27 protein-coding genes are annotated in these 24,214 nt (G+C 56.6%); 11 read left to right on the top strand and 16 right to left on the bottom strand.

Annotated elements, in window-relative coordinates; all coding sequences use genetic code 11:
- Positions 1 to 3 precede the first annotated feature (3 nt).
- From AUC45_RS09365 to AUC45_RS09335, 7 genes are all read right to left on the bottom strand, one after another.
- Positions 4 to 504 (bottom strand): endonuclease domain-containing protein, encoded by a 501-nt coding sequence (locus tag AUC45_RS09365; protein ID WP_067601491.1) that lies wholly within the window; start codon positions 502 to 504, stop codon positions 4 to 6.
- Positions 501 to 881 carry a hypothetical protein gene (locus AUC45_RS09360; protein ID WP_067601488.1) on the bottom strand — a complete coding sequence of 127 codons (381 nt, stop codon included), beginning with the start codon at positions 879 to 881 and terminating at the stop codon, positions 501 to 503. The genes AUC45_RS09365 and AUC45_RS09360 overlap by 4 nt, the downstream gene beginning before the upstream one ends.
- On the bottom strand, positions 878 to 2,371 hold the full coding sequence (sufB, locus tag AUC45_RS09355) for a Fe-S cluster assembly protein SufB (protein ID WP_067601485.1): 1,494 nt from the start codon (positions 2,369 to 2,371) through the stop codon (positions 878 to 880). Before sufB ends, AUC45_RS09360 begins: the two co-directional genes overlap by 4 nt.
- Positions 2,368 to 2,808, bottom strand: coding sequence for an SUF system Fe-S cluster assembly regulator (locus tag AUC45_RS09350; RefSeq protein ID WP_067601477.1), 441 nt, complete (start codon positions 2,806 to 2,808; stop codon positions 2,368 to 2,370). The genes sufB and AUC45_RS09350 overlap by 4 nt, the downstream gene beginning before the upstream one ends.
- Before the next feature lie 125 nt (positions 2,809 to 2,933).
- Positions 2,934 to 3,842 (bottom strand): helix-turn-helix domain-containing protein, encoded by a 909-nt coding sequence (locus AUC45_RS09345; RefSeq protein WP_197409537.1) that lies wholly within the window; start codon positions 3,840 to 3,842, stop codon positions 2,934 to 2,936.
- Positions 3,843 to 4,019: 177 nt separating this feature from the next.
- Positions 4,020 to 5,855 carry a DUF885 family protein gene (locus AUC45_RS09340; RefSeq protein WP_067601472.1) on the bottom strand — a complete coding sequence of 612 codons (1,836 nt, stop codon included), beginning with the start codon at positions 5,853 to 5,855 and terminating at the stop codon, positions 4,020 to 4,022.
- A gap of 3 nt (positions 5,856 to 5,858) precedes the next feature.
- Positions 5,859 to 6,863, bottom strand: coding sequence for a helix-turn-helix domain-containing protein (locus AUC45_RS09335; RefSeq protein WP_067601469.1), 1,005 nt, complete (start codon positions 6,861 to 6,863; stop codon positions 5,859 to 5,861).
- A gap of 326 nt (positions 6,864 to 7,189) precedes the next feature.
- Here AUC45_RS09335 and AUC45_RS09330 point away from each other — a divergent pair, with 326 nt between their 5' ends.
- From AUC45_RS09330 to AUC45_RS09315, 4 genes are all read left to right on the top strand, one after another.
- Complete coding sequence (locus AUC45_RS09330; protein ID WP_067601460.1) at positions 7,190 to 8,242, top strand: quinone-dependent dihydroorotate dehydrogenase; 1,053 nt, start codon at positions 7,190 to 7,192, stop codon at positions 8,240 to 8,242.
- Positions 8,243 to 8,252: 10 nt separating this feature from the next.
- Positions 8,253 to 10,007 carry a gamma-glutamyltransferase gene (gene ggt / locus AUC45_RS09325; protein ID WP_067603741.1) on the top strand — a complete coding sequence of 585 codons (1,755 nt, stop codon included), beginning with the start codon at positions 8,253 to 8,255 and terminating at the stop codon, positions 10,005 to 10,007.
- Between the two features lie 215 nt (positions 10,008 to 10,222).
- Positions 10,223 to 12,040, top strand: coding sequence for a long-chain fatty acid--CoA ligase (locus AUC45_RS09320; protein ID WP_067603738.1), 1,818 nt, complete (start codon positions 10,223 to 10,225; stop codon positions 12,038 to 12,040).
- Between the two features lie 101 nt (positions 12,041 to 12,141).
- The gene (locus AUC45_RS09315) at positions 12,142 to 12,546 is read left to right on the top strand and encodes a potassium channel family protein (RefSeq protein ID WP_067601457.1); all 405 of its coding nucleotides are present in this window, start codon (positions 12,142 to 12,144) and stop codon (positions 12,544 to 12,546) included.
- 57 nt (positions 12,547 to 12,603) lie between these two features.
- Here the strand turns inward: AUC45_RS09315 and AUC45_RS09310 are convergent, their stop codons facing one another.
- From AUC45_RS09310 to AUC45_RS09300, 3 genes are all read right to left on the bottom strand, one after another.
- Positions 12,604 to 13,134, bottom strand: a complete 531-nt coding sequence (locus AUC45_RS09310) for a hypothetical protein (RefSeq protein WP_067601454.1) — start codon at positions 13,132 to 13,134, stop codon at positions 12,604 to 12,606.
- 274 nt (positions 13,135 to 13,408) lie between these two features.
- Positions 13,409 to 14,392, bottom strand: coding sequence for a sulfur carrier protein ThiS (thiS, locus tag AUC45_RS09305; protein WP_067601451.1), 984 nt, complete (start codon positions 14,390 to 14,392; stop codon positions 13,409 to 13,411).
- Between the two features lie 45 nt (positions 14,393 to 14,437).
- A complete protein-coding gene (locus tag AUC45_RS09300; protein WP_067603735.1) occupies positions 14,438 to 14,812 on the bottom strand; it encodes a MerC domain-containing protein in 375 nt (124 codons plus the stop codon).
- 157 nt (positions 14,813 to 14,969) lie between these two features.
- Between AUC45_RS09300 and AUC45_RS09295 the strand changes: the two genes are divergently transcribed.
- The 5 genes from AUC45_RS09295 (at position 14,970) to rpsI (ending at position 18,418) form a co-directional block, all read left to right on the top strand.
- Complete coding sequence (locus tag AUC45_RS09295; RefSeq protein WP_082701067.1) at positions 14,970 to 16,082, top strand: COX15/CtaA family protein; 1,113 nt, start codon at positions 14,970 to 14,972, stop codon at positions 16,080 to 16,082.
- Positions 16,082 to 16,411: a divalent-cation tolerance protein CutA gene (gene cutA, locus AUC45_RS09290; RefSeq protein WP_067601448.1), complete on the top strand. Its 330-nt coding sequence runs from the start codon at positions 16,082 to 16,084 to the stop codon at positions 16,409 to 16,411. Before AUC45_RS09295 ends, cutA begins: the two co-directional genes overlap by 1 nt.
- Before the next feature lie 20 nt (positions 16,412 to 16,431).
- The gene (locus AUC45_RS09285) at positions 16,432 to 17,202 is read left to right on the top strand and encodes a hypothetical protein (protein ID WP_156423803.1); all 771 of its coding nucleotides are present in this window, start codon (positions 16,432 to 16,434) and stop codon (positions 17,200 to 17,202) included.
- A 206-nt stretch (positions 17,203 to 17,408) separates the two neighbouring features.
- Complete coding sequence (rplM, locus tag AUC45_RS09280) at positions 17,409 to 17,888, top strand: 50S ribosomal protein L13 (RefSeq protein WP_067601441.1); 480 nt, start codon at positions 17,409 to 17,411, stop codon at positions 17,886 to 17,888.
- Positions 17,888 to 18,418, top strand: coding sequence for a 30S ribosomal protein S9 (gene rpsI / locus AUC45_RS09275; protein ID WP_082701066.1), 531 nt, complete (start codon positions 17,888 to 17,890; stop codon positions 18,416 to 18,418). Before rplM ends, rpsI begins: the two co-directional genes overlap by 1 nt.
- 94 nt (positions 18,419 to 18,512) lie before the next feature.
- Here rpsI and AUC45_RS09270 read toward each other — a convergent pair whose 3' ends face one another.
- The 3 genes from AUC45_RS09270 to AUC45_RS09260 all read right to left on the bottom strand — a co-directional run bounded on the left by AUC45_RS09270 (position 18,513) and on the right by AUC45_RS09260 (position 19,965).
- Positions 18,513 to 18,710, bottom strand: a complete 198-nt coding sequence (locus AUC45_RS09270) for a hypothetical protein (RefSeq protein WP_067601438.1) — start codon at positions 18,708 to 18,710, stop codon at positions 18,513 to 18,515.
- Between the two features lie 148 nt (positions 18,711 to 18,858).
- On the bottom strand, positions 18,859 to 19,611 hold the full coding sequence (locus tag AUC45_RS09265; RefSeq protein ID WP_067601435.1) for a metallophosphoesterase: 753 nt from the start codon (positions 19,609 to 19,611) through the stop codon (positions 18,859 to 18,861).
- Between the two features lie 81 nt (positions 19,612 to 19,692).
- Complete coding sequence (locus AUC45_RS09260) at positions 19,693 to 19,965, bottom strand: hypothetical protein (RefSeq protein ID WP_233998650.1); 273 nt, start codon at positions 19,963 to 19,965, stop codon at positions 19,693 to 19,695.
- A gap of 10 nt (positions 19,966 to 19,975) precedes the next feature.
- Here AUC45_RS09260 and AUC45_RS09255 point away from each other — a divergent pair, with 10 nt between their 5' ends.
- Together AUC45_RS09255 and AUC45_RS09250 are read left to right on the top strand one after the other, a co-directional pair.
- Entirely contained in the window at positions 19,976 to 20,149 is a 174-nt protein-coding gene (locus AUC45_RS09255) for a hypothetical protein (RefSeq protein WP_156423802.1), read from the top strand.
- A 42-nt stretch (positions 20,150 to 20,191) separates the two neighbouring features.
- Entirely contained in the window at positions 20,192 to 20,500 is a 309-nt protein-coding gene (locus AUC45_RS09250; RefSeq protein ID WP_067601429.1) for a UrcA family protein, read from the top strand.
- A 116-nt stretch (positions 20,501 to 20,616) separates the two neighbouring features.
- Here AUC45_RS09250 and AUC45_RS09245 read toward each other — a convergent pair whose 3' ends face one another.
- From AUC45_RS09245 to fumC, 3 genes are all read right to left on the bottom strand, one after another.
- Entirely contained in the window at positions 20,617 to 21,384 is a 768-nt protein-coding gene (locus AUC45_RS09245) for a LytTR family DNA-binding domain-containing protein (protein WP_067601426.1), read from the bottom strand.
- Positions 21,377 to 22,624 carry a sensor histidine kinase gene (locus AUC45_RS09240; RefSeq protein WP_067601423.1) on the bottom strand — a complete coding sequence of 416 codons (1,248 nt, stop codon included), beginning with the start codon at positions 22,622 to 22,624 and terminating at the stop codon, positions 21,377 to 21,379. The genes AUC45_RS09245 and AUC45_RS09240 overlap by 8 nt, the downstream gene beginning before the upstream one ends.
- 123 nt (positions 22,625 to 22,747) lie before the next feature.
- A complete protein-coding gene (fumC, locus tag AUC45_RS09235; RefSeq protein ID WP_067601420.1) occupies positions 22,748 to 24,181 on the bottom strand; it encodes a class II fumarate hydratase in 1,434 nt (477 codons plus the stop codon).
- Between the last annotated feature and the right edge of the window lie 33 nt (positions 24,182 to 24,214).

Below are 24,214 nucleotides of genomic sequence, written 5' to 3'. Positions count from 1 at the left end.
GCACTAGTCCTGTTTTCTCATGCGAGCTGGGCGCGAGCTGCGGAAGTGTTCGGCTCTACGCTCCTGCTTGTCTTCGATCCGTTGGCACATGCCTGCGGTGATACGCGCGAGGACGCCGTCCATGTTTTCGAGCACTTCCGAAGCTCTGATCCGCATCACCTTGATGCCGACTGCCTCAAGGCTCTTGTCGCGTCGCGCGGCGAGTTGTTCGTTTTCGCCCTCTTCAAAAATGTCGATCGCCATGCCCAGGGAATGGCAGTTGAAATCGACAATCGCGCTGCCGACGACAGCATGGCGTTTGAAGGTGTGACGGCCGAGATTGGCCGTGGCAAAACGCTTGGCGAGCGCCTTGTGTGCTACGGAGGAATGCCGGCGAAGCTCACGCGCTTGGCTGTGCAGCTCGTCAAGGCGCTTGTCCGAGATCTTCCAGCCCCGGCCCTTTTTGTTGAGGGCGGGTGCTTCGTCAGAGGGCTCGCGCAGGCCTAGGATTTTGCGGTCGCTCATGTAGTGGCCTCCGCCTTATACTTGAAGATTCGAAAGATCAGGGTGCCAACCGCGATACCGCCAAACGTTGCACCTATTGATGGCAAAAGCGCATGTTTGACCGCGGCCAACAGCATGTCAGATTCATGAATACGATATTCATAAAATCGAGCCTCAGTAATCTCGGCTCCCACGAACCAAAAGCTGACAACACTCGCGATACAGAACGACCATGCAGCGCATGCTTTCCAATTCCGGTGGTGAAGAAAACCAGCAAGAAACGGGAGCGCAACGACAGCGGCCACGTATCCATAGCCCACAAACTCATGGACACGCCACTGCAACACGGGACGATTGAGCATTTCGGTGGCTGGGACGGCGGCTAGAAGCTCAATCACCCCACGCTCCCCTCAAGCGAAATTGCCAGCAGCTTCTGCGCTTCGACGGCAAACTCCATCGGCAGCTCTTTCAGCACGTCCTTGGCGAAGCCGTTGACGATCAGCGCCACCGCCTCTTCTTCGTCAAGCCCGCGTTGCTGCGCGTAGAACATCTGCTCATCGGAGATTTTTGAAGTCGTTGCCTCGTGCTCGATCTGCGCACCGGGGTTCTTTACCTCGATATAGGGCACAGTGTGCGCGCCGCATTCCTCGCCCAAAAGCAGGCTGTCACACTGGGTGAAATTGCGCACACCGTCTGCCTTGGGGCCGACGCGAACCAGCCCGCGATAGGTGTTGTTCGATTTGCCTGCCGAAATCCCTTTGGAAATGATCGTTGAGCGCGATCCCTTGCCGTTGTGCACCATCTTGGTGCCGGTGTCGGCCTGCTGGAAATTGTTCGTCACCGCGACCGAGTAGAACTCGCCCACGCTGTCTTCGCCATTGAGCACGCAGCTTGGGTATTTCCACGTCACGGCTGAGCCGGTTTCGACCTGCGTCCAACTGATCTTGGAGCGATCACCTTGGCAAAGCCCGCGCTTGGTCACGAAATTGTAGATGCCGCCGACGCCTTCGGAATTGCCCGGATACCAGTTCTGAACGGTTGAATATTTGATCTCGGCATCTTCGAGCGCGACCAGTTCCACAACGGCGGCGTGCAGCTGGTTTTCATCGCGCATCGGGGCGGTACAGCCTTCGAGATAAGAGACGTAAGCCCCCTTCTCGGCCACAATCAGAGTCCGTTCGAATTGACCGGTATTCTCTGCATTGATGCGGAAATAGGTCGAAAGCTCCATCGGGCAGCGCACGCCTTCGGGAACATAGACGAATGTGCCATCGGAGAAGACCGCCGAATTGAGGCATGCAAAGTAATTGTCGCGCGTAGGCACGACTTTGCCGAGCCATTTTTTGACCAGCTCAGGGTGTTCCTTGATCGCCTCGCTGATTGAGAGGAAGATGACGCCTGCCTTCTTCAATTCGTCGCGGAATGTGGTCGCAACGCTGACACTGTCGAAAACTGCATCCACGGCGACTTTGCGCGCGCCCTCGACGCCAGCGAGTACTTCTTGCTCTGCTACGGGAATGCCGAGCTTATCATAGACTGCCTTGATCTCCGGATCGAGCTCATCGAGCGATTTGAGCTTTTCCTTCTTCTTGGGCGCGGCGTAATAATACGCGTCTTGATAATCGATTTTGGGATATCCGACTTTGGCCCAATCGGGCTCTTCGAGGGTTTCCCAAATCCGAAAGGCTTTCAGCCGCCAATCGAGCATCCATTCCGGTTCGCCCTTCTTGGCCGAGATAAAGCGGACCGTGTCTTCCTTGAGGCCTTTTTCGGCAAATTCAGTGTCGATATCGGCCGACCAGCCGTGCTCATATTCAGCAGCAGCTGCGGCTGCGTCTTTGGCATCCTGGTCCATTTCTGGAGTTTGAAGATCGAGATTGTCGGTCATGCCGCTTCTTCTTTGGTTGGGTGAGAGGGAGTAATCGCGGGGGTGCCGCGCAATTGGTCGAGCGTGATGCAAGCCAGGGCGCCGCGCATGGCGCTGTTGATGATCGGCCAGTGCGGCTTCATCGAGCAGCCGGCTTCGTAATCGCAATCCTCGCCATGGACGCACGCGGTGAGCGCGATCGGGCCTTCGACCGCTTCGACAATGTCGGCAACGGTGATGGCGGCGGCTGGCCGTGCTAGCTGCAAACCGCCACCCACGCCGCGAACAGAGCGCAGCAGGCTGGCAGCTGTGAGTTTGGAGACGAGTTTCTGCACGGTCGGCACCGGAAGGCCCGTTTCGCTCGCCAATTCAGCCGCGCTCACGCGCCCATCACCGCAATGTGATGCGGCCTGGACCATGGTGATCACGGCATAATCTGCAAGGTTAGAAAGGCGCATAAATTCCGCTTATTGCGAGTTATTCTTAAATCAGACCAATTGAGTCGTATTTTAAATACGCCCGATATGGTCCGATTTCAAGCCTTCGCTATCGCTCGTTTTGCAGAAAGCGCAAAAGCTGTCTTTTAGACGCCAATGTCCTTGTATGGGGCGAGCCGGTTGAGATTTTTGACCTCGGTCAATTTGAGGAACAGCGTATCCTCATGCCCTTCAAGCCGACTTGGTGTAAAACCGCAAAACCGGCGAAGCTCGCGGATCATATGCGGCTGATCGACAAAAGCCTCAGCAATCTCGGCCGCGCCTTCGTCAGTCATTTCCGGCTGGATAAGAAGATTGGCTGTTCGAAGCGCACGAAACTTGCGCGCAAGGCCTCGCGGCGGAAAGCCGAAATAACGTTTAACGAGGCGCTCCACCTGACGGCGCGAATAACCGAGGCTTTCGCGCAGGTCATCCACTTGCGGATTGAGAGACGAACCCAGCCAGGCCAGGACTTTCTCAATAAGCACCTCATGGTCGACAGGGATCGGCTGCAACCGATCGCCAATCCAATTGGCGACTGCCCCGCAAGCCTCCGCGCCTCCGATCTCGCCGCTTAGAAGCCTTGCAATCAGGTCGTCACAAAACGTGTTGATATCATTGCCAAGCAAGTCGGCAGCCGGGAAGAACCGGTTCTTGTGCTGGTCGACAGGAGCCTGCGTCAGCGCAGCCCAGCCATAGGGCGAAAGTGACGCACCCAGGCATCGCCATGGTCCCTTCAGAGTATAGGGCGTGGCAACGTCAAACGCGTTGAATATATACGGGCCCGGAACCGCTTTATCGACACGGTCAGGAAAACGAAACTCCCCTTCACCCTCGATCGTCAGATGCAGAAGGCCTGTATTACCGGGATGGCGGCTTTCCATGTTGGCCTCGTCCCACTGGAGATCAAAAAGCGCCAGAATATAGCGCTCCAGACCCTCGGGTGGATTGTAGTATTTGAGCGTGAAGTGCCCATTGCTGGCATCATTCACCAGCGTAAGTGGAGTGGGATTCATGATTTTTTGCGCGGAATTGGGGCGATCCAACCGAATTGGCAACATGGTGGCTGGATCGCCCCCAGTGTCCTTTGGGTCAGACCCTGCGGAGCCTGGAGTGTTCGGCTCCTAGAGCAAGCGATAACCACGCCCCGGAAAAGTCTATTGTATCGCAACGACATCAGATGTGGACGAGCATCAGCCGCCTTTTTGCTCGTTGACCCAGGTCATGACATTCTCCTCTAGAATGGAAAGCGGCACCGGCCCAGTAAGCAAAACGACATCGTGGAAGGCGCGGATATCAAAGTCATCGCCCAGCTGGTCCGCCGCACGGCCGCGCAGTTCCATGATCTTCAATTTGCCAATCATGTACGCCGTCGCTTGCCCAGGCGTAGTGATATACCGCTCGATAGCCTTGACGACATCGCCTTCGGGGTTGGGCGTGTTGTCCTGCAGATACTGGATCGCCTTCTCGCGGCTCCATTTCTTTGAATGAATGCCGGTGTCAACGACCAGTCGGCACGCGCGCCATAATTCCATGCCGAGCCGCCCGAAATCGGAATAGGGATCCTCGTAAAAGCCCATATCCTTTCCCAGCTCCTCTGTGTAGAGGCCCCAGCCCTCGGTGTAGGCCGTCCACCCGCCATAGCGGCGGAAAGGCGGAAGATCGCCGAGCTCGGTTTGAAGCGCGCGTTGCAAATGGTGGCCAGGGAAACCTTCGTGATAGGCGAGCGCTTCCAGTTCGTTCTTGGACATATCGCGCAGATTGTAGAGGTTCACATAATAGGTTCCGGGGCGCGAGCCATCAGCTGCCGGGCTTTGATAAAAGGCTTTGCCAGCGCTCTTTTCGCGGAAAGCCTCTACCGGCTTGATAATCATGGGCGCTTTGGGAAGGCGGCCGAAATATTCGGGCAGCTTTTCTTCCATCGCATCAAGCTTTGCCTGCGCATCGGCAAGATAGGCCTCGCGCGTTTCGTAGAAGAATTGATCGCCCGTCCGGGTGAATTCGAAGAAGTCCTGCAAGGTGCCTTCAAAACCCACTTTCGCCATGATTTCGCGCATTTCGCCATGGATGCGCTCCACCTCGCGAAGGCCGATATTGTGCACCTCGTCAGCAGTAAGGTCGGTCGTGGTGTAGCGCTTCAATTGCGCTGCGTAATAGGCATCGCCATTGGGCAGACGCCAGACGCCATCGTCGGTGGGCGCAAAAGCCTGCTGGCGCTTCATTTCATCAAGAAGGCGCTGGTAGGCGGGAAGGGCGGATGTGTTCCATGCTTCTTGCGCGGCTCCCAACCACATGGTCGCAGATGCCGCCATGTCCAATGCCTCACCTTCGGGCACCGGAAGAGCCATGACTTTACCTTCAAAATCCTTGAGCACCGCATTGTCATTACCAGCCGCAATCAGCGCTTCGAGATCGGCGATTATGTAAGGGTACACCCAATCGGGCGGCATCACACCCGCCTCTGCACGTTCGCGCGCTTGCGCGGTGAGAGCATCCAATTGCGGGCCCATCCCATAGATCCGCGAAACATAAGCGTCGGCATGGGCCGGCGCGCTGACCCTGTGAATATTGATCAGAAAGGCAGGCATCTGCGTATGCGGGCCGCGGCGATGATCGAAAATGTATCCGAGATCACGGAAGGGATAGAGCATTTCAGCTCGTTCAGCTGTCAGCGCAAACAGCCGATAGGACAGCGCATCTTCAGCCGACAGATCTTCGCGGGCAAAACGCTCTTCCATCTGGTCCGCGACATCTTGGAGAAGGCGGTAATCGGCTCTTTCGGCGGCTTCCGATGGATTGTTCCAGACCCCGTAATCCTCATCACGGATGCCGCGATAGGATTTGGTCTCAGGGTTCGTTGCCAGATATGCTGTATTGTAAGTCTCGAACAATTCGGCGAGCGCTGCCGAAGATTGTTCCGCACCAGCCTCGGCCTGGCTTTCACCCCCGGCATGATCATCGGCAAAAGCAGGCACAGGAACACTCGCCAGCGCGCATGCACTCACAGCGCTCAGCAGCAATCTCGTCATGAATTATCCTTTCAGGTCGTCTTTGCCGATATCGACAATCGGGCGAAGCACTTCGGAATTGTCGCCCCATCGCGTATCGAGCTCGCGCAAGTTTCGCGGCGCGATCATCTCGTTAAGGAAGGGGCTGTCATCATTGCCGAGCCGCGCAGGCGTGCGGCCCACAAAGCGGTTTATCTCGCGTATCATGTGCGACTGATCAAAGAACGCGTCGCCCAGCGCCGCCTCATAATCAGGCGTAAGCGAGGGGAATGAAAGCAGTGCCGCTGCCCGCAAGGCGCGGTATTTACGCGCGATGTCTTTTGGGGGGAGGCCGAAGTAACGCTCGACCAGGCGTTGCACCTGGCGCTCAGAATAGGCGGCCTGCTCCATCAATTCGTTGACGTCGGGATTGAACGAGGAGCCGAGCCACATGTTCACGATCCGAATAAGATCCACATGGCGTGGATTGATCGGCTTTGCGATGCGACCGATGAAATCTCCAACTTCAAGCGCGCATTCGCGCCCTGACTTTGAACCGTCCAGGTATTCCGCGATCAGCCGCTCGCCCCATGCACCGGCCTCGTCGCCCAAGATCTCGCCCGCATCCATCAGACGATTGCCGCATTCTCCAGCATGAAGCCCGGTCAAAGCCGCCCAACCTAACGGTGTAAGCGCTGCGCCCATGATATGCATGGGGCCATCGACGAAAAACGGCGTTGCGTTGGCAAGCGGGGTGAGCATTGCGACCGGAGGATTGGGATCGACATGTCCTTCGCGGAAATACATCTCACCCTTGCCGCGTGCGAACAGGCTAAGGTGTCCCACCGATGATGGTTGGATATCGCGGATGACCTTTTCATCGCAGCGAAAGTGATAGAGCGTCGTGATGTAATCGCTTACCGCGGCGGGCGGGGCGATGTAATCAATCGAGATCAGCGAAGATGCAGTGAGTTCCAGGCTCGATTCAGACGCGGCTTTTGCGATGTCCTTACGGACCGCGTTCTGAGGTTCAGGCTTGGATTGCTTCATCGCATAGTCTCTTTGGCGCGAGCACTAGGCGGTTTTGCGTTGATTTGACACAAAAAAAGGGCGGCCCCATTTCGGGACCGCCCATTTGAGTTGAGGAACTCTTCGCATTGCTGCTCCGAGCCCTTCGGGTCGCAGGGATTGATCTAGACTGGGAAGGTGCGAGAGAATTGTATGCAAACGACAAGAGTGACTACCGAGCGAAAATAGTGAGATAATTAACCAAACTTGCAAACAGTGCATGTCAGCAAAGTCAGCGGTTTTGTTGGAAAGCGCCCTTCAAATCCTTTCACTCGACAGGCGAAAAAATTTTGCCATAGCGCTCTTTCATGCTTTTCAAATTGCTCAAACCGGCGCTTTTCGCGCTCGATTCTGAAACCGGGCACCGTCTGGCGATCGCTGGATTACGGGCTTTACCGATTCGTTCTGGCTCAAAAAGCGCAGATCAGTCTGGCCCTTTGGCGATCGAAGTGGCGGGCGTGCACTTTCCCAATCCCGTTGGGGTTGCCGCCGGCTTTGATAAGGATGCCGAAGTGCCCGACGCGCTACTCGGCCTTGGGTTTGGCTTCACCGAAGTCGGATCGATTACGCCGCGCCCGCAGGCCGGCAATCCCAAGCCGCGCCTGTTTCGCCTCGTTGAAGACAATGCCGTGATCAATCGGATGGGTTTCAACAACGCCGGAGCTGCTGCGGCATTGGAGCGATTGAGGGCGCGATCTGGAAGACCGGGCGTGGTTGGCATCAATGTTGGCGCGAACAAGGATTCCGATGATCGCATCGCCGATTATGCCGAGATGGCTAGGATCATGGCCCCTTTTGCGAGCTATCTGGCGGTCAACGTTTCCTCGCCCAACACGCCGGGCCTGCGCGCGCTTCAGGATGAAAGCGCTCTTGCCGCCCTTGTCGATGGAGTGATTGCCGCGCGCGATGCTGTGTGCGCGGACAGTCCGCCGCCGATATTCCTCAAAGTTGCACCCGATCTGGAGCCAGCCGACATCGATGCGATTGCCCGGATCGCTCTGGAAAAGAGGCTCGGTGCGCTGATTGTATCAAACACGACAATCTCGCGGCCCAACCTGCGATCCCATCATGCGGGAGAGACTGGTGGCCTTTCAGGAGAGCCGCTGCGTACGCTCGCTTTGCAGCGCGTACGAGATTTTCGCAAAGCAACGGGCGGCGAGATACCCTTGATTGGCGTGGGCGGAATAGGATCAGCAGAGCACGCCTGGGAGCGTATCAAGGCGGGCGCAAACCTCGTTCAATTGTATTCGGCTATGGTCTATGAAGGGCCGGGTCTTGGCGGCGAAATCGTGAAGGGGCTTCACCAATTGATGCGCCGCGATGGCTTTGCAAACATTGCAGATGCGGTGGGAAGCGAATAGCACGACGCGCATGAAACTTCCTTTGGCTTTTACAATGCTTGGCGCGGTCGCTCTTTCAGCCTGCGCTCCCTACCAAAACGCTGAAGCCGCAGTGGAAACCGGCGCGGCCACCGCTCTCGATGGCGCGGTGAGTTCGGCTGATCCGCGCGCCACCGCTGCTGGCGAGGCAATGCTCGAAAAAGGCGGGTCAGCCACCGATGCAGGGATAGCAGTGATGCTCGCGCTGACTGTCGTCGAACCACAAAGCTCCGGCATTGGCGGGGGCGGATTCATGGTGCGTGCAAGCGATGAGGGCATCATCACATATGATGGCCGCGAAACAGCGCCTGCGACTGCCACGGGCACACGCTTCCTCGATGAAGATGGCGAGCGGCTACCGTTCGAAAAGCGAGTCCTTTCGGGCCTGAGTGTCGGTGTCCCCGGCAACATCGCACTCGCCGCTAAGGCGCATGCGGAGCATGGAAAGCTGCCTTGGGCGGATCTGTTCCAGCCCGCCATTGCGCTTGCCCGCGACGGGTTTCGCGTAAACCGCCGCCTCCACGAATCAATCAAAAGCCGCGCCGAACGCGCCGGCAATTCCGACGCCGCCCGCGCGATTTATTTCGGACCTGATGGTGAAGCGCTCCCTGTAGGATCGGTGATCAAAGTGCCAGCTCTCGCCAAGACATTCGAGATGCTTGCCAAAGATGGCCCATCAGCCATGTATGAGGCGCAAGCAGCAGCGCTCGCATCCTACATCGCAGGCGAGACGCCGCAGGATGGCAAAATGAGCGAAAGCGATATCACGTCTTATGCGGCAAAAAAGCGCGCGCCGGTCTGCTATTCATACCGCGCATACACGGTGTGCGGCATGGGTCCGCCATCATCGGGCGGTGTCGCCGTCGCTCAAATGCTGGGCCAGCTTGAACGCTTTGACCTTGCCGAAATGGGTCCGGAAAGCGCGGAATTCTGGCACGTGTTCCTCGAATCGCAGCGCATCGCCTATGCTGATCGGGAAATGTATATTGGCGATGCCGACTTTGTCGCGGTGCCGGTGGAAGGGCTGCTTGATCGCGATTACGTCGCCTCGCGCTCTGCTTTGATCGATCCGACGAAAGCACTCGACAAGGCCGAAGCGGGCACCCCGCCCGGGGCGCCCCTTGCCCGCGCGGATGGTGATGAACCGCCCGAAAACGGGACCACCCATTTCTCCGTCACAGACTCTGATGGCAATGCGATCAGCTACACCTCCACAATCGAGGGCGCATGGGGTTCTGGCCTGTTTTTCGAAGGGTTCTTCCTCAATAACGAGCTTACCGATTTCAGCTTGTCGCCCGAAATGGATGGCAAGCCTGTTGCAAACCGGGTTGAAGGCGGCAAACGCCCGCGTTCCTCCATGGCACCGACCATTGTTTTCGATGATCGGGGCGAGGTGGTTCTGGTGATCGGCGCTGCAGGCGGGCCAACCATTCCGGTGCAGGTCACCCGCTCCATAATCGGTGTTATCGATTTCGGCATGACCGCTGAAGAAGCACTCGCAATGCCTCTCCTCATGTCGTTTGGATCAGTCGCGATTACCGAAAAAGGCAGCGTTGTCGAAGACCTGGTCGAAGAGCTGCAATCGCGCGGCCATGGCGATATCCGCTTGTTGTCCCCGCGCGGCAAGGCCAACGCCTTGCGCCGCACACCGACAGGCTGGGAAGTGGCCAGCGATCCGCGTGTCGCTCCGCTACTGAGTTATGAACCCGTTTCGCAAAGCGATGACGGCGCTGGCGATATCCCCTGATGCCTTCGAATGCAGGGGAGCATTGACCGCTTGCGCTTGCCGCTACGGCGATCAAGGACTATTTTGAAAAGCAATCACACGTTGAAACCCGGCAAAGATCGGGTGAGCCAGGCCCAATTGGTCGCCTAGGAGGAGCCATTTCCGTGCACGCCCCCACCACCGCAAACAGTCTGCCCATCAGTGACCGGCCAGTCGTCAATCCCAATGACGACCCGTTGCTGCAAGATATTGATGGCGCTCTAAACCTTGTCGACCTGTTCCTGACCCGCGCCGATGCAAAAGGCGATGCGCCGTTCCTGGGACGCAAGGTTGATGGCGAATGGACCACGCAAAGCTGGCGCGATGTCACCGAACAGGTTTGCCTGCTCGCTGAAAGCCTGCGCGCGCTTGGTCTTGGCGATGGCGACCGCGTAGCGCTTGTTTCCGAAAATCGCCCCGAATGGTGCATTGCCGACCTCGCGATCATGGCTGCCGGGTGCATCTCAGTTCCCACATACACCACCAATACACGCCGCGATCACGCGCATATCCTCGATAATTCGGGCGCGCGCGCAATCATCGTATCGACCGAGAAACTGCTGGGGCCGGTGGTAGAGGCTATCGGTTCAACCGGCATGATCGAGCATGTGATCGGGATCGATGATCTCCAGCGCAAGCAATCAGGCTCGTTCGACTACCACCGTTGGGACGATCTGGTGACGGGCGATTATGGCAAGGCGCGCAAGGCGGTCGATAATCGCATTGCGAGCATACAGCGAGAAGCGACCGCTTGTCTCATTTACACCAGCGGCACCGGCGGCGCGCCGCGCGGGGTGAAACAGCACCACGGCGCAATCCTGTGCAATGCAGCGGGCGCAGCCGAAGTGCTGATCAACGATTTCGGCGTCGAGGAAGAGCGGTTCTTGTCATTCTTGCCGCTATCGCATGCTTACGAGCATTCCGGCGGTCAATATCTGCCCATCGCAGTGGGCGCAGAGATATTCTATTCCGAAGGCCTTGAAAAACTCGCTTCAAATATCGAAGAAACACGGCCGACCCTGATGGTAGTTGTTCCGCGCCTGTTCGAAGTGCTGCGCACGCGGATCATGAAGCAGATCGAAAAACAGGGCAAAGTCGCGCGCTTTATGATGGGCAGCGCCCTGAAGATCAGCGAGAATTCGAAAGAGGGCAAGAAACGCAAGCGCGATCGGCCGCTCGATCTGATCGTCGAGAAAACCCTGCGCCCAAAAATTCGTGCCAAGTTTGGCGGCCGTCTGAAAGCGCTGGTGTCAGGCGGCGCGCCGCTCAATCCCGATGTTGGCAATTTCTTTGACGCGATGGGCCTCACCATGTTGCAGGGATATGGCCAGACAGAGGCGGGCCCAGTCATCAGTTGCAACCGCCCCGCTGTGGGTTTGAAGATGGATACAGTCGGTCCGCCGCTTCGTCATGTTGAGGTGAAAATCGCCGACGATGGCGAAATTCTGTGCCGGGGCGAGCTGGTGATGCACGGATACTGGCGCAATGAAGCGGAAACCGCGCGCACCTTGCAAACCGACCCGAACGAGCCCGATAGCAGACCATGGCTACACACGGGCGATATCGGGCATCTGGATCACAAGGGTCGGATTGTGATCACCGATCGCAAGAAGGACATGATCGTCAATGACAAGGGCGATAATGTCGCGCCGCAAAAGATTGAGGGCATGCTGACCCTGCAACCCGAAATCGCGCAAGCGATGGTGTCAGGCGACAAGCGGCCCTATGTCGTCGGCCTGATCGTGCCCGATGCAGAATGGGCGCTCGAATGGTCCCGCGCGAATGGCGAGAAATTCGACATGAAAGCGCTGCAAGACCTTCCAGTTTTCAAGAAAGCGGTGCGCGAAGCGGTGGACCGGACAAATGCAGAGCTGTCGGTTGTCGAGAAAGTGCGCAAGTACGAATTCGCGGATGAAGCTTTCTCCATCGAAAACGAAGAGATGACGCCAAGCATGAAGATCCGCCGCCACAAAATCCGCGACCGGTATCAAGAGCGCATCGATGGGCTGTATTGAGAAAGATCAATCGCCGCTTGGGCCAATCATCTTGATGACAACCGATAGCGAATGACCAGATTCGGGAAGCAAGGGTGCTGATTCAATTAGCCGTTGGTGCAATGCTAGTTTGCATCACCGTCTTTGTGACCGTTGGCTTCATCGCAACCGCGACAATGGTTCTGGCAAGGCTGCGCAAATGGATGGTTTCAGGCAGATGGTTCCTGAAACTGGTATTATCGCTATCTGCGGTCGTGCTCTGGATGCTCAGCGCACTTACAGTATCCGTTTGGATCTGGGCCGGCGCGTTTATGGTGCTTGATCAGTTCAGCACTCTTGAAGAATCAATCTATTTCTCAGTGGTCTCATTTACGACGCTCGGTTTCGGAGACGTCGTCATCGGTCAGGATTGGAGGCTCCTGTCCGGCATTATCGCGGCCAATGGGCTCATCCTGTTCAGCCTTGTTACAGCCTTTCTAATTGAATTCATTGTGCAGGTTAGAGGAGTTCAGCAGCGCTCTAATTGACCGCCAGCTTCATAGCCGCAAACGAGCCAGGATCAGATCGGCGAGCAAGCCTCCCCTTTAAGCTGCTTCAACATCCTCGACATATTCAGGATAGAAGCTCGGCGCTCTTTCGGACCAGCCGGACGCCATTGCAGCTGCTTCGCTCAGCGATTGCAGCAACACTTTGCGCTTTTCCGGTTCGATCTGCGGCAAGGCTGCCGCTGCGCAAAACACGGATGGCAGGTAATTGCGCGCTTTCGCCCCGATTAGGCGTTCGTAGAGGAAGCGGAACGCGGAAAAGCTGCTGATCTGCTCTTGTCCCAGGTCAAACGCCGCCATGCGAACAGCGGTGCCCATAAAGCTTTCGATCTCGCTCGGCGCATTATTTTGCGGGACCAGCTCGCGCAGAGCCTGAACATCGCGGTAGGCGACATATTGGCGTCGGATCGCGATACAATCACGCTCGCCCCGGCCCCACAGCTTAAACGCATCTTGCCGCGCAAGGCCAATATCGAGGCTGCGCTTGATATAGCGCTGCTCTTGGGCGGTGAAGCTTGCGAATTCGCGCATTTCGGCAATGGTCGTGGACGCGGAATATGTGGTCGCCATGATAGTCTCCCCGGTGTTGAGGAGTGTTGTGCGGCAATGTGGTTAACACTCGGTAATCATACGCAGCTGAAATTGCTGAGGGGAAACAACAGGCGGCTTTCCTACGTAAGACGATTGCGACAAGGAACTCTCAGCTCTTTGAAGAACCAGCGGCCCTTTTTTGCGCTCACACCCAATGTGTCACCCGCGCCCAATTGGATGATAAGGCGTTGATGGGATTGGGAAATGGTCGAATCTTGCAGGGTGACACGGTGTCACCTTTGTCAACCTAGTGTTAGATCAATCCAGCCAGCGGGCTTGATGGATCAGCGTATTTGCGCCGCCCCATACGCCCAGCGAGATAGGCTTCGCGTCCGCTTTCTACCGCCAGTTTCATGGCGCGGGCCATGCGAATGGGGTCTTTCGCCTCGGCAATGGCGGTGTTCATCAAGATGCCGTCACAGCCAAGCTCCATACCGACCGCTGCGTCACTTGCGGTTCCAACGCCCGCATCGACCAGCACCGGGACATTGGCGCCTTCGACAATCAGTCGGATCGTCACCTGGTTCTGGATGCCAAGGCCAGAGCCGATCGGCGCGCCCAAAGGCATGATGGCCACCGCGCCCGCATCTTCCAATTGCTTGGCCGCGATCGGATCATCGACGCAATAGACCATCGGAAGAAAACCTTCCTTCGCAAGCACTTCGGTGGCCTTGAGCGTCTCTCGCATATCGGGATAAAGCGTGCGCGCCTCGCCCAGAACTTCCAGTTTGACAAGATCCCAGCCGCCAGCCTCTCGCGCCAGCCGCAAGGTGCGCACCGCTTCTTCGCCGGTAAAGCACCCGGCCGTATTCGGGAGATAAGTGATTTTCTTTGGGTCGATAAAGTCGGTGAGCATCGGCGCCTTGGGATCCGAAACATTCACGCGGCGCACGGCTACCGTGACGATATCCGCTCCGCTCGCTTCGACAGCGGCGGCATTCTGTTCGAAGTCCTTGTATTTACCAGTGCCGACGATCAGCCGGGATTTGAATGTGCGACCAGCCACTTCCCAGGTATCGTCTTGCCGATCTCCGCCGCCGACAAAATGGACAATTTCCAGCGTGTCATCAGCGGAGAGGGTTGCATCTTCCAAGGTTGAGCGCGGTACAATCTCGCCATTGCGTTCAACCGCGACCTTTTGAGGGTCGAGCTCAAGCTCCCGAACAAGGTCAGCGATGGAAGAGGCAGATGTCCGGCGTGTCTCGCCGTTCAGGGTAATGGCTTTAGTCTCAGTCATAGCGCCGAGATAGAGCCTTGGCTGGCGCAGGCAACCGTGAGTTTATCAGGTGTTGCTGGATCGCAGATTGAGCACATGGCCGTAAGCAACAAGCGCAACGCCAATGATGGTCATCACAAGTTCGCCATTGCCGTGCGGCATGAGCAGCCCTGAGCCCATCGCTGCGAGGCCCGTGAGAGCGTAAAGAGCAGGACCTGTCTTGCGGTGAGCCAAAACGCCCCACCCGATTGCGACGGTTGCAAAAGCAAAAGCGGCGACAAGGCCCACTTCGTGAATCTCCGGCGCTAGAAAGAAATGGCCACCAATGCCAAGAATAGAAACGATCAAGATCGTGGCGAGGCAATGCAATGCGCACAGGCCCGCCAGAACAAGCCCGGCGCGATCAAGCCGTCGCCGAAATTGGGTGTTGATCGATTCCATGCGCGCCCATTTATGTGATGGTGTATCATAAAGCAAGCGGCGTTTGGCTCGATCGGGCCGCGAAGAAACTTGCGCGCATCGCATAGGCAGATGCGACAATCGAACTTGCAAGGCGAGCTCGAAGGACACATTTACCCTGCAATCGAAAAGCACGTTTATGGCAACAGTCCTTTCCTCATCAAAGCCAAGATCGGCAGACTACGCTGAAAGCGGCGCCTCCGCGCGCCCGCTCGCGCTCGCTATCTGGCTTGAACTCGTCGCCGCTTTCGTTGTCTGCATCGTGCTGGTCGGCGGGATCACCCGCCTTACCGAAAGCGGGCTCTCCATTACCGAATGGGAAGTCGCCACGGGAATTTTGCCTCCTCTCAATGAAGCAGCGTGGCAGGAAGAATTCGCCAAGTACCGTGCGACGCCAGAATATCGGCTGGAAGCGAGCATCGGCGGGATGACGCTGGCGGAATTCCGGTTCATCTATTTCTGGGAATGGTTTCACCGCCTGCTGGCAAGACTAGTCGGCCTGGCTTTCGCCTTGCCGCTCGTATGGTTCTGGATACGCGGCGCTATCCCCCAAGGGTACAAGCCACGTCTGATCGGCCTGCTCGCGCTCGGCGGGCTTCAGGGGCTGATCGGCTGGTTCATGGTGCAATCGGGGCTGGTGGGTGACATGACCGATGTCAGCCATTTTCGCTTATCTCTCCATTTGCTGACAGCGCTGTTTTTGCTGGCCTGCCTCGTTTGGACTGCAAGAGACATGCGGCGATTGGCTCGCAATCCAAGCGCGCCGCCCGCTCCCATGACATGGCAGTCGGGAATTGTAGCGGTGGTTCTGTTCATCCAGCTTTTGTCGGGAGCTTGGGTTGCTGGGCTTAATGCGGGGCATGCCGCGTACGATTGGCCGACCATGAATGGACAGATCATCCCTCAGGTGAACTGGGATTACGGCATCTTTTGGGTGCTGACGCACGATTCTTATGTGCTTCACTTCCTACACCGCTGGTGGGCTTGGATCGCTGTAGCGGCGCTGGTCTGGCAGGCTCGGCGTGTGCGCAAATCCGATCGGATGGCCTCAATCGCGGTTCACAGCGCGTTTGGCGTGATGGTGCTGCTTGGAATTGCAACCGTCCTCAGTGAGGTGGAGCTCTGGATTGCCGCGGCACACCAACTTACGGGAGCATTGCTGGTCGCATCGACAGCATGGGCCATGCACAGCGATGGCGCGGCGCAGCAGGACAAGCGGTTGGTGCGTAGTACGAGCGAGGCTGCGGCCTGATGGCTGATCGGCAAGCTGCGCTGGTTTGGTGTCCATTCCCTGACCGCGACACTGCCAAGAAGATCGCAAGCGAATTGCTCGATCGAAAACTGATCGCATGTGCCAATCTGTTCGGCAACGTGGAGTCCTTGTTTTCGTGGGAAGGGGAAATTCAGTCAGACGTAGAGTGCGGTGCCCTCTTCAAGACTGACACCAGTAAAATGCCCTCAGTAATTACACAAATTGGTGAGCTACATCCTTATAAAACGCCAGCAATACTTGGCTGGAACTGCGATTCTGCTTATCCTGCGACGCTCGATTGGATCGAAGAGATTCTGAAAGACGACTGATACAGGCCGCGGAGGTGGGGGTGAAAGTCACAACACGGCGAGAAGCGATAAGTAGGATGGTCCTCGGCGGTATCACTATGGCCGGTTCGGCCATCGCCTTGTCCTCAGCCAAACCGCTTGCAGCATTGTCGCAGCTATCCGGCGGGCCTTTGGCGATACCAAGGCAGCCCATGCGGCTTTCAAGAGTGCTAACCCGGGATCTGCGCGGCACGGCTAAATTGCGCGTTTTGCGGGATTGGCAGGTCGAGTTTGCCGAACAAGAATTCGGGATATCTATTACCGGCGCCCAGATATCTGCAAGGGTAGAGGCACCATCAACGCTCGCTCAATTGGCTGAACTCGAGCAAAAACGGGACACGAGTGGCATGTTCCCCCTCGTGCTTTCCGAGACTGGTTTGATCGTCGCGTCGGGCTCGTCAATCCGCGACGTCGATCTTAATGAAGCCGTGCTTCGCGCTCAGTCAATGATTGCAAACCAGCCCATTCCGGAGGACGAAAAAGCCCAGCATCGCCTTTTCCTCGCGCAATTGCAGCGCAGCGGCGCGTCACTGCTCGATCAGATGCCGCCCGATCTGTTCTTTCCTGGGGGCGATCCTGTTCGATCAACACGGTCGATTGATCTCCCCGGTGGTCTCGGAGGTGAATTCGAGATGATATACGAGGCTTTCGCACATCCTGGGGCCCCGTGGCTTCATCGCGCAATCCGTGAAGTTGTGACCCGGATCGGAGCGGATGAGAGACGCTCGATAGAAGAGTGGAGCTTGGAAGCTTTGGGCGAGAAAAGCCGGTAGGAAATGAGTGTGCGGTATTATTTTACCTCCTCGGAACATCCCGGTTTTGCTTGACTAGACGGCGCAAAACGAACATTTGGCGCGTTCTTTCGGGTCTGAACCACTGTTCGGATGCGATTCGATTGCAGGAACACGCTCCCGGTCATGGTCGGACCTTGTTTCCAGCTAATCGCAACCAATCACTCGCTGTTTAAGGACATTTTGCCATGAAGGCGATCAGCAAGCAGACTAGGTCGATCAAACCGGCCGAGGTCGAAAAGAAATGGCACATTATTGATGCCGAAGGACTGGTCGTTGGCCGTCTCGCATCAATCATCGCCAACATTCTGCGCGGCAAGCACAAGCCGAGCTACACACCACATGTCGATTGCGGCGACCACGTTATCGTGATCAACGCTGACAAGGTGCGCTTCACCGGCAACAAGGCCGACAAGAAGGTTTATTACAAGCACACCGGTCACCCCGGCGGCATCAAGGAAACGACGCCTACCAAGGTACTTGAAGGTCGTTTTCCTGAGCGCGTGCTTGAGAAAGCGGTGTTTCGTATGATCCCGCGCGGTCCTCTTGGCCGAGACCAGATGCGCGCGCTGCATCTTTATTCAGGCACAGAACACCCCCATGACGGCCAATCGCCACAGGTGCTCGACGTTGCCTCCATGAACCGTAAGAACAAGGTGACCGTCTGATGGCTGACGAAAACAGCACCGTATCCGATCTGTCTGATCTCAAGGACATCGCAGGCGACGCTCCAGAAGCGAGTGCTGCAGACATCGCTGCAACGACAGCTGCCAATCCTCCTGCGCCGCTGCGCGAGCAGGAACTGGACGAACATGGCCGCGCTTATGCGACTGGTCGCCGCAAAGATGCCGTTGCGCGGGTCTGGATCAAGCCGGGCTCGGGCAAAGTGACGGTCAATGGCCGCGATCAGGAAGTGTATTTTGCACGTCCGACGCTTCGCCTGATCATCAATCAGCCTTTCGCCATCACCGATCGCGCTGGCCAGTATGATGTTGTCGCAACTGTCAGCGGCGGTGGACTTTCGGGCCAGGCAGGCGCTGTGAAGCACGGCATAAGCCAAGCTTTGACCAAGTACGAGCCTGAGCTTCGCGCAACCGTTAAATCAGCTGGCTTCCTCACCCGTGACAGCCGCGTTGTTGAGCGTAAGAAGTACGGCCGCGCGAAAGCACGTCGCAGCTTCCAGTTCTCGAAGCGCTAAAGCCCAACCTTACAATTACGCGAAAAGGGCGGCGTTCTCGATCAGAACGCCGCCCTTTTTGTATTTGGTAAGGCCGTACAGCGGCCAATCTAAATCAGCGCTGCAGTAGCATTAGCGCCCAAGCAATCCCCGTTCCGCCGAAAAAGACCGGCCAGGACCAGAATACCTTCAAGTCGCCCATCGCCATCTGATGGATCATCAGTTGCCCACCGCTTGACCCCTGCGATCCGATGACCACTGCGATTGTCCAGGCGAGCACAGCACCCAGGAATGCTGATTTGATTATCTCCATGGTACGACACTCCAAACACTTCAGGGCATTGAGAAGACACAGTTTTCAGATGGCCCAGCAAGACCAAACGCCGCGCCAATGCCAAATTGTCATCAAAATTTCCTTAATCCAAAGCTGAAGCGCAAGGTTAAGGAAGCGCTTAGGAGACTTACGTGCGGTGAGTTGAAAGCGTTCTTAACTCTGTCACGAGCGTGGGGCCTTCGCAGGTGATAACCTGATAGGACGGCGGTGCTCCGTACCTCAGCCGGGTCGACAGAGTGCCAGCACCGATCATTCGCATGGATCGCCTGCCAACCTGACGCAGACGGTCAAAAGGTACGTGGACATGTCCTGAGAGCACTGCATGCGCTCCTGCAGCGGCGAGCGCTGAAAAGGCGCGCTTTCCCGATATAGTCGGGTTGTCGGGCTTTGTTTCTGGTCCCAACAGGGGATGATGCCCTGCGACCAGTTTTTTGCGCGGGTCGTTTTTCAAGGCCTCCAACTGCTGCACCGTTTTTGAAATGGCAGATTTTGTGACCAGGCCGTCCACCCAGGGAAAGCGCGGCTGAAAGGGGACTGTGGTTCTAAGGGAAACGATGATGCAATCCTCCGATTCAAAGCCCTCTGTCGCGACAGATTTGTGGAGACGATTGTACCTACGGAACGGATCAAACACCCGCTCTGCCAGGTTGTAATAGGGCATGTCGTGATTGCCGGGATTGAGCAGGAGCGGAACGTCAATCTGCGAAAGCCACGCATCGGCAGCTTCATACTCGCTGTGTTTGGCGCGCTGAGTCAGATCACCGGTGCAAATGACAGCATCGGGTTTTTCCTCGGCAATGGCCGCCGAAACCGCGTCAAGCGCGCCGCGGTCTTCCACTCCAAAATGGAGATCGCTGATATGAAACAGGCGTGTTGGCATGATCGAGTGTGTGTGAAGCGGGATTAGGAACGAAGCGCAATGGCAAAAAAGCTGTAAAACCAGATTGCTGCGAGGAATTGGCTAGATGCGACCACTCAGAATAAGCCAGGCAGCGATAGCATTGAGCGCGCTGTAAGCAAGATAGGCGAACGCAAGACTGGTCCAGCCATTCGCTGCAAGCGCCATCGCCGCCAGCAAAACAAGAAACTCGGCAACCAATGTCAGCCGCTTACCAATCAACGAGGCAAATCCCGGCATCTGCCCAATCAGGGGGTGACCACTTTCAAGAACAGCTCGGTGCAAGGCGAAGTTACCAATGCCGAGAATAAAAATGAATCCAACCGCAATCCACATGGATCAGACTATGGCGCAAACGCCCGTCGGGCGAAATGGGCGATTTGTCGGCGTGATTGCGCACTCGGTCTCTGCGACGCCTCACCCATCGAAGGTTGGCGCAGGGTTTGTCGATGCTCGCGTGATTGGCCGAGTGATGCTCGGTAATTCTCTTTCCATCGAAGCGTTCGGCAACCCCGATTGAGATCCACGCTCAAACCGGCGCTTCGAACTGAGGAGAGTTTTTATGAAGATGTTCGTACTTGCCGCCACATCACTTGGCCTTGCCGTTTCAGCTGCTCCTGCAATGGCAGGACCTGATAAGGGCGAATCGCTGAAGATATCGACCAGCGGTCTCGATCTAGCCACGCCAGAGGGACAGAAAATGCTCGATCAGCGCATTGAACGTGCCGCCAAATCTGTTTGCAAGGTTGATCAAGTCCGCACCGGTACACGGACCAGATCGCACGCCTCCAAAGAATGCATGAAGCAGGCGCGCGCGAGCGCCAAAAGCCAGGTCGCTGCCATGGTCGAAGAACAGCGCCGCGGCGGATAAGCACCCTTGTACCCTCTTGCGCGCAAAGTATCTGCGATCCGATGCGCGCAGGATCTTTGGTCCGGACCCTTCTAGTCCCTGGGTCCGGGCCATTTTTTATCTTCAAGAATGCTGTTTTAACGCCCAGCCATTTTTTTGACTTTGGCGAGATAAGTCCGCCCGATCCGCAGGGCATCGCCATTCATCAATTCGGCTGACCAGACCCCAAGTCCATCGTGCCGAAGTCCGCGAATATTATCGCGACGAAGAATGGTCGACCGGTGGATACGGATGAATTTGTCCGGATCAAGCCGCGCTTCGAGGCCCGCAATCGTTTGCAACAGCAAGTAGGATCGGGATTCCTCTTCAGGATTTTCAGCATTTCCCACATGAAGGCGAACGTAGTCGCGCTCAGCATCGATGCGGTGCACCTCGCTTACGGCGATGCGCAACAATTCTGAACGATGCGGCACCCACAATTCATCAAGCCATTCGCTGCCCGCTTCCTTGCGCTCACCGCGCCTTGCGACCGCTCTTTCGATTGCACGAGCAAGCCGATCGGACGACACCGGCTTCAAAACGTAATCAATCGCTTCAAGATCAAATGCTTCGACAGCAAAATGATCGTGCGCCGTGACGAAGATCACCGCCGGCGGGTTTTCGCTATCGCCAAGTTTGGCAGCAACGCCAAGGCCATCTATCTCTGGCATGGTCATGTCGAGCAGGACGAGATCGGGCTGAAGCTTCTCAGCAAGACGCAGCGCTGCCGCTCCATCACTCGCCGTACCCACAACGTTGATCGCTGGGATCTCAGCGCAAATCACCTGCGTGCGCTCAACCGCCAATGGCTCGTCATCGACGATCAGCGTGCGAAGGACACTGTCAGAGGTTTCCTTATCAGCCATCGGCTCTCATTCTCCGTGACAAGGGAATCCGCATTTCGGTGACATAACCTCCGTCGACTGGCGCTGAGGTTAACACAATGTCCGAACCAAAGCGCGCCTCCAGCCGGTCACGCACATTGGCAAGGCCAATGCCAAATCCATGCGCCGTGCCATCAGGAACGCCCGGCCCATCATCGCTTACTGTGACAACCAGTCGATCGAACTCTTCCCGCGCGGCCAAAGTGATCGTGACAGGGCGATTGACCGTTGAAACCGCATATTTGACCGAATTTTCGACCAAAGGCTGCAAAATCATCCCAGGGATGCGAGCATTCTCCAGATCTTGAGGAAGATCGAATACGGCGATCAGCCGATCTGGGAAACGCACCGCTTCAATGTCGAGATATTCGCGCTGCAGTTCAAATTCATCGCCCAAGCAAACATCGGACGTAGGATCATCTGCTAGGCTGTGGCGATAGAAGCGGCTGATCGATTGGATCATTTCTTCTGCCCGATTTGCCTTTCCGGTCATCACCAAAGCGGACAATGAATTGAGCGTATTAAACAGGAAATGCGGGTTCACCTGATATCGCAAACTGCGCAATTCCGCCGCCTTGGCTGCCGATCGGAATTGCTGTTCCCGACGTTCAGCTGCGCGCGTCTGCGCAATGGCCAGCATCGCAATGTAGAGCGCTGCCCAGGTCAGGATGATGTAATAGCGGCTGAGCGCGGCATCGATGAGCTTTTGCCACTTCTCGGCTTTATCAGTTGCATCTTGCAGTGTGAAAGTGACCACTGGCGGATTGTCGGGATCCCAATTCTCGCTGTTCTCGGGCACCCATCCGCTTGGCTGTTCGATTTCTGCCAGCAAATTGCCTGAGGCATCGCGTCGTAGAGTGAAGCCGCGTTTTTCGGCAAACTCCTGAGCCATCTTCTCTTCAAGTGGCTTGAACAGCGATTGGTTCACCTGGGCCACAAGAACAGCGGCAGGAATAGCGGCCACGAGCGCGACTGCCATGATAATCCAACGCTTTCTCGCTTCAAACAGCCGAAGGATCGTCCACATGACCAATGTCGCCATCACACCGACGGCGCAGACGAGGCCGCGCCGCCAAAGGATGTCGACATCGAAACCCATGCCCACGACAAACCCTCGCGCTGTGAGCAAAGCGAAGTAGGCCGCCCACAGAACGCCGACTGACAAGACGATTGTCCTCACGGCAACGCTGGGTTGCGGCTCTTGGTATTTGGTCAAAGCCATAACTGCAGATGCGATCTAGGCCTTGATATGCAAACAGCAAAGGGGGGCGGCGTGCCGTGGTCGACCTGCGTGTCACCTTGGTCGAATGGTTTCATCTTAATGACAGTTGTTGGCGCTAGCGCGTCAATCTCGCGGCTTGATCATCTCTGATGGCACAATCCACTTGCCGAATTGCTCTTCTGTCAAAAGGCCTAGCTCCATTCCAGCTTCCTTCAAAGTGGTGCCGTCTGCATGAGCTTTTTTGGCAATCTTGGCCGCATTGTCATAGCCGATGTGCGGATTGAGCGCAGTCACCAACATCAGACTTTCATTCATGAGCTTGTCGATCCGCGCCGTGTTTGCCTCGATCCCGACAACGCAATTATCGGTAAAGCTCACGACACTATCGCTAAGCAGACGGATCGATTGGAGGACCGAATAGATCATCACGGGCTTAAAAACGTTGAGCTCTAGATGACCGTGCGATCCTGCAACGCTCACTGTTGTGTGATTGCCCATCACTTGTGCGCACACCATGGTCAGCGCTTCGCACTGCGTCGGATTGACTTTGCCCGGCATGATCGATGAGCCCGGCTCGTTTGCCGGAAGCGCTATCTCGCCAAGACCTGAGCGCGGACCTGAGCCGAGCAGCCGAATATCGTTGGCGACTTTCATCAGACTGACGGCGGTCGAATTGAGCGCGCCCGACAATTCAACGAGAGCATCATGAGCTGCTAGGGCCTCGAATTTGTTGGGAGCAGTCACAAATGCGTGGCCGGTTACATCGGCGACGTGGGCAGCAAACTTCTCGGCAAAGCCGGCCTTTGAATTGATGCCAGTCCCAACGGCAGTGCCGCCCTGCGCCAACTCAAGCACACGCGGCAGGGCATTTTCTAGGCGCGCGATCGAATACTCGACCTGTTTGGCGTAACCGGAAAATTCCTGCCCTAGTGTGAGCGGCGTCGCATCTTGCAAATGCGTGCGGCCAATTTTGACGATGTCGGCGAACGACTTAGCCTTTGCATCGAGTGCTTTATGAAGATGCTGCAAGGCGGGGATCAGCTGTTCAATCGTCTCGCTTGCGGCGGCGATGTGCATTGCTGTTGGGAAGGTATCGTTCGAGCTTTGCCCCATATTGCAATGGTCGTTGGGGTGAACAGGTTCTTTGCCGCCGTGCTTCCCGGTGAGGATTTCATTGGCACGGCTTGCGATCACTTCGTTGGCATTCATGTTTGACTGGGTGCCCGATCCAGTCTGCCAAACAGATAGCGGAAACTGAGCCGCCAGCGTGCCGTCGATCACTTCGCCAGCCGCCTGAACAATTGCATTACCAAGTTCACCAGCCATAACGCCCAATTCCATATTGGCCTTAGCTGCCGACATCTTTTGGATACCAAGCGCCCTCACCAGCGGGGCAGGCATGGTCTCGGTACCGATCGCGAAGTTGGCTAGGCTGCGCTGCGTTTGCGCCCCCCAATGCGCATCAACCGGTACAGCAACATCGCCGAGCGAATCGCTTTCGATCCGCACTTTTCCCGTTGCGCCAAAAATTGCCCCGTCGTTCACAACGTCGCTCATCGATATGTTCCTTATCCCGGTCGAAAGTCGGCT

Origin of the sequence: Erythrobacter sp. YT30, from assembly GCF_001542875.1 — a bacterium.
Taxonomy (GTDB): domain Bacteria; phylum Pseudomonadota; class Alphaproteobacteria; order Sphingomonadales; family Sphingomonadaceae; genus Erythrobacter.
The sequence above is the reverse complement of the archived record's forward strand: the minus strand, read 5'-3'. Positions and strand labels throughout refer to the sequence as shown.

Excerpts from the sequence above, each read along its gene's own strand:
- AUC45_RS09365 (WP_067601491.1), bottom strand. The coding sequence starts at position 504 with ATGAGCGACCGCAAAATCCTAGGCCTGCGCGAGCCCTCTGACGAAGCA.
- sufB (WP_067601485.1), bottom strand. The coding sequence starts at position 2,371 with ATGACCGACAATCTCGATCTTCAAACTCCAGAAATGGACCAGGATGCC.
- AUC45_RS09350 (WP_067601477.1), bottom strand. The coding sequence starts at position 2,808 with ATGCGCCTTTCTAACCTTGCAGATTATGCCGTGATCACCATGGTCCAG.
- AUC45_RS09345 (WP_197409537.1), bottom strand. The coding sequence starts at position 3,842 with ATGAATCCCACTCCACTTACGCTGGTGAATGATGCCAGCAATGGGCAC.
- AUC45_RS09340 (WP_067601472.1), bottom strand. The coding sequence starts at position 5,855 with ATGACGAGATTGCTGCTGAGCGCTGTGAGTGCATGCGCGCTGGCGAGT.
- AUC45_RS09335 (WP_067601469.1), bottom strand. The coding sequence starts at position 6,863 with ATGAAGCAATCCAAGCCTGAACCTCAGAACGCGGTCCGTAAGGACATC.
- AUC45_RS09330 (WP_067601460.1), top strand. The coding sequence starts at position 7,190 with ATGCTTTTCAAATTGCTCAAACCGGCGCTTTTCGCGCTCGATTCTGAA.
- ggt (WP_067603741.1), top strand. The coding sequence starts at position 8,253 with ATGAAACTTCCTTTGGCTTTTACAATGCTTGGCGCGGTCGCTCTTTCA.
- AUC45_RS09315 (WP_067601457.1), top strand. The coding sequence starts at position 12,142 with ATGCTAGTTTGCATCACCGTCTTTGTGACCGTTGGCTTCATCGCAACC.
- AUC45_RS09310 (WP_067601454.1), bottom strand. The coding sequence starts at position 13,134 with ATGGCGACCACATATTCCGCGTCCACGACCATTGCCGAAATGCGCGAA.
- thiS (WP_067601451.1), bottom strand. The coding sequence starts at position 14,392 with ATGACTGAGACTAAAGCCATTACCCTGAACGGCGAGACACGCCGGACA.
- AUC45_RS09300 (WP_067603735.1), bottom strand. The coding sequence starts at position 14,812 with ATGGAATCGATCAACACCCAATTTCGGCGACGGCTTGATCGCGCCGGG.
- AUC45_RS09295 (WP_082701067.1), top strand. The coding sequence starts at position 14,970 with ATGGCAACAGTCCTTTCCTCATCAAAGCCAAGATCGGCAGACTACGCT.
- cutA (WP_067601448.1), top strand. The coding sequence starts at position 16,082 with ATGGCTGATCGGCAAGCTGCGCTGGTTTGGTGTCCATTCCCTGACCGC.
- rplM (WP_067601441.1), top strand. The coding sequence starts at position 17,409 with ATGAAGGCGATCAGCAAGCAGACTAGGTCGATCAAACCGGCCGAGGTC.
- rpsI (WP_082701066.1), top strand. The coding sequence starts at position 17,888 with ATGGCTGACGAAAACAGCACCGTATCCGATCTGTCTGATCTCAAGGAC.
- AUC45_RS09270 (WP_067601438.1), bottom strand. The coding sequence starts at position 18,710 with ATGGAGATAATCAAATCAGCATTCCTGGGTGCTGTGCTCGCCTGGACA.
- AUC45_RS09265 (WP_067601435.1), bottom strand. The coding sequence starts at position 19,611 with ATGCCAACACGCCTGTTTCATATCAGCGATCTCCATTTTGGAGTGGAA.
- AUC45_RS09260 (WP_233998650.1), bottom strand. The coding sequence starts at position 19,965 with ATGTGGATTGCGGTTGGATTCATTTTTATTCTCGGCATTGGTAACTTC.
- AUC45_RS09255 (WP_156423802.1), top strand. The coding sequence starts at position 19,976 with ATGGCGCAAACGCCCGTCGGGCGAAATGGGCGATTTGTCGGCGTGATT.
- AUC45_RS09250 (WP_067601429.1), top strand. The coding sequence starts at position 20,192 with ATGAAGATGTTCGTACTTGCCGCCACATCACTTGGCCTTGCCGTTTCA.
- AUC45_RS09245 (WP_067601426.1), bottom strand. The coding sequence starts at position 21,384 with ATGGCTGATAAGGAAACCTCTGACAGTGTCCTTCGCACGCTGATCGTC.
- AUC45_RS09240 (WP_067601423.1), bottom strand. The coding sequence starts at position 22,624 with ATGGCTTTGACCAAATACCAAGAGCCGCAACCCAGCGTTGCCGTGAGG.
- fumC (WP_067601420.1), bottom strand. The coding sequence starts at position 24,181 with ATGAGCGACGTTGTGAACGACGGGGCAATTTTTGGCGCAACGGGAAAA.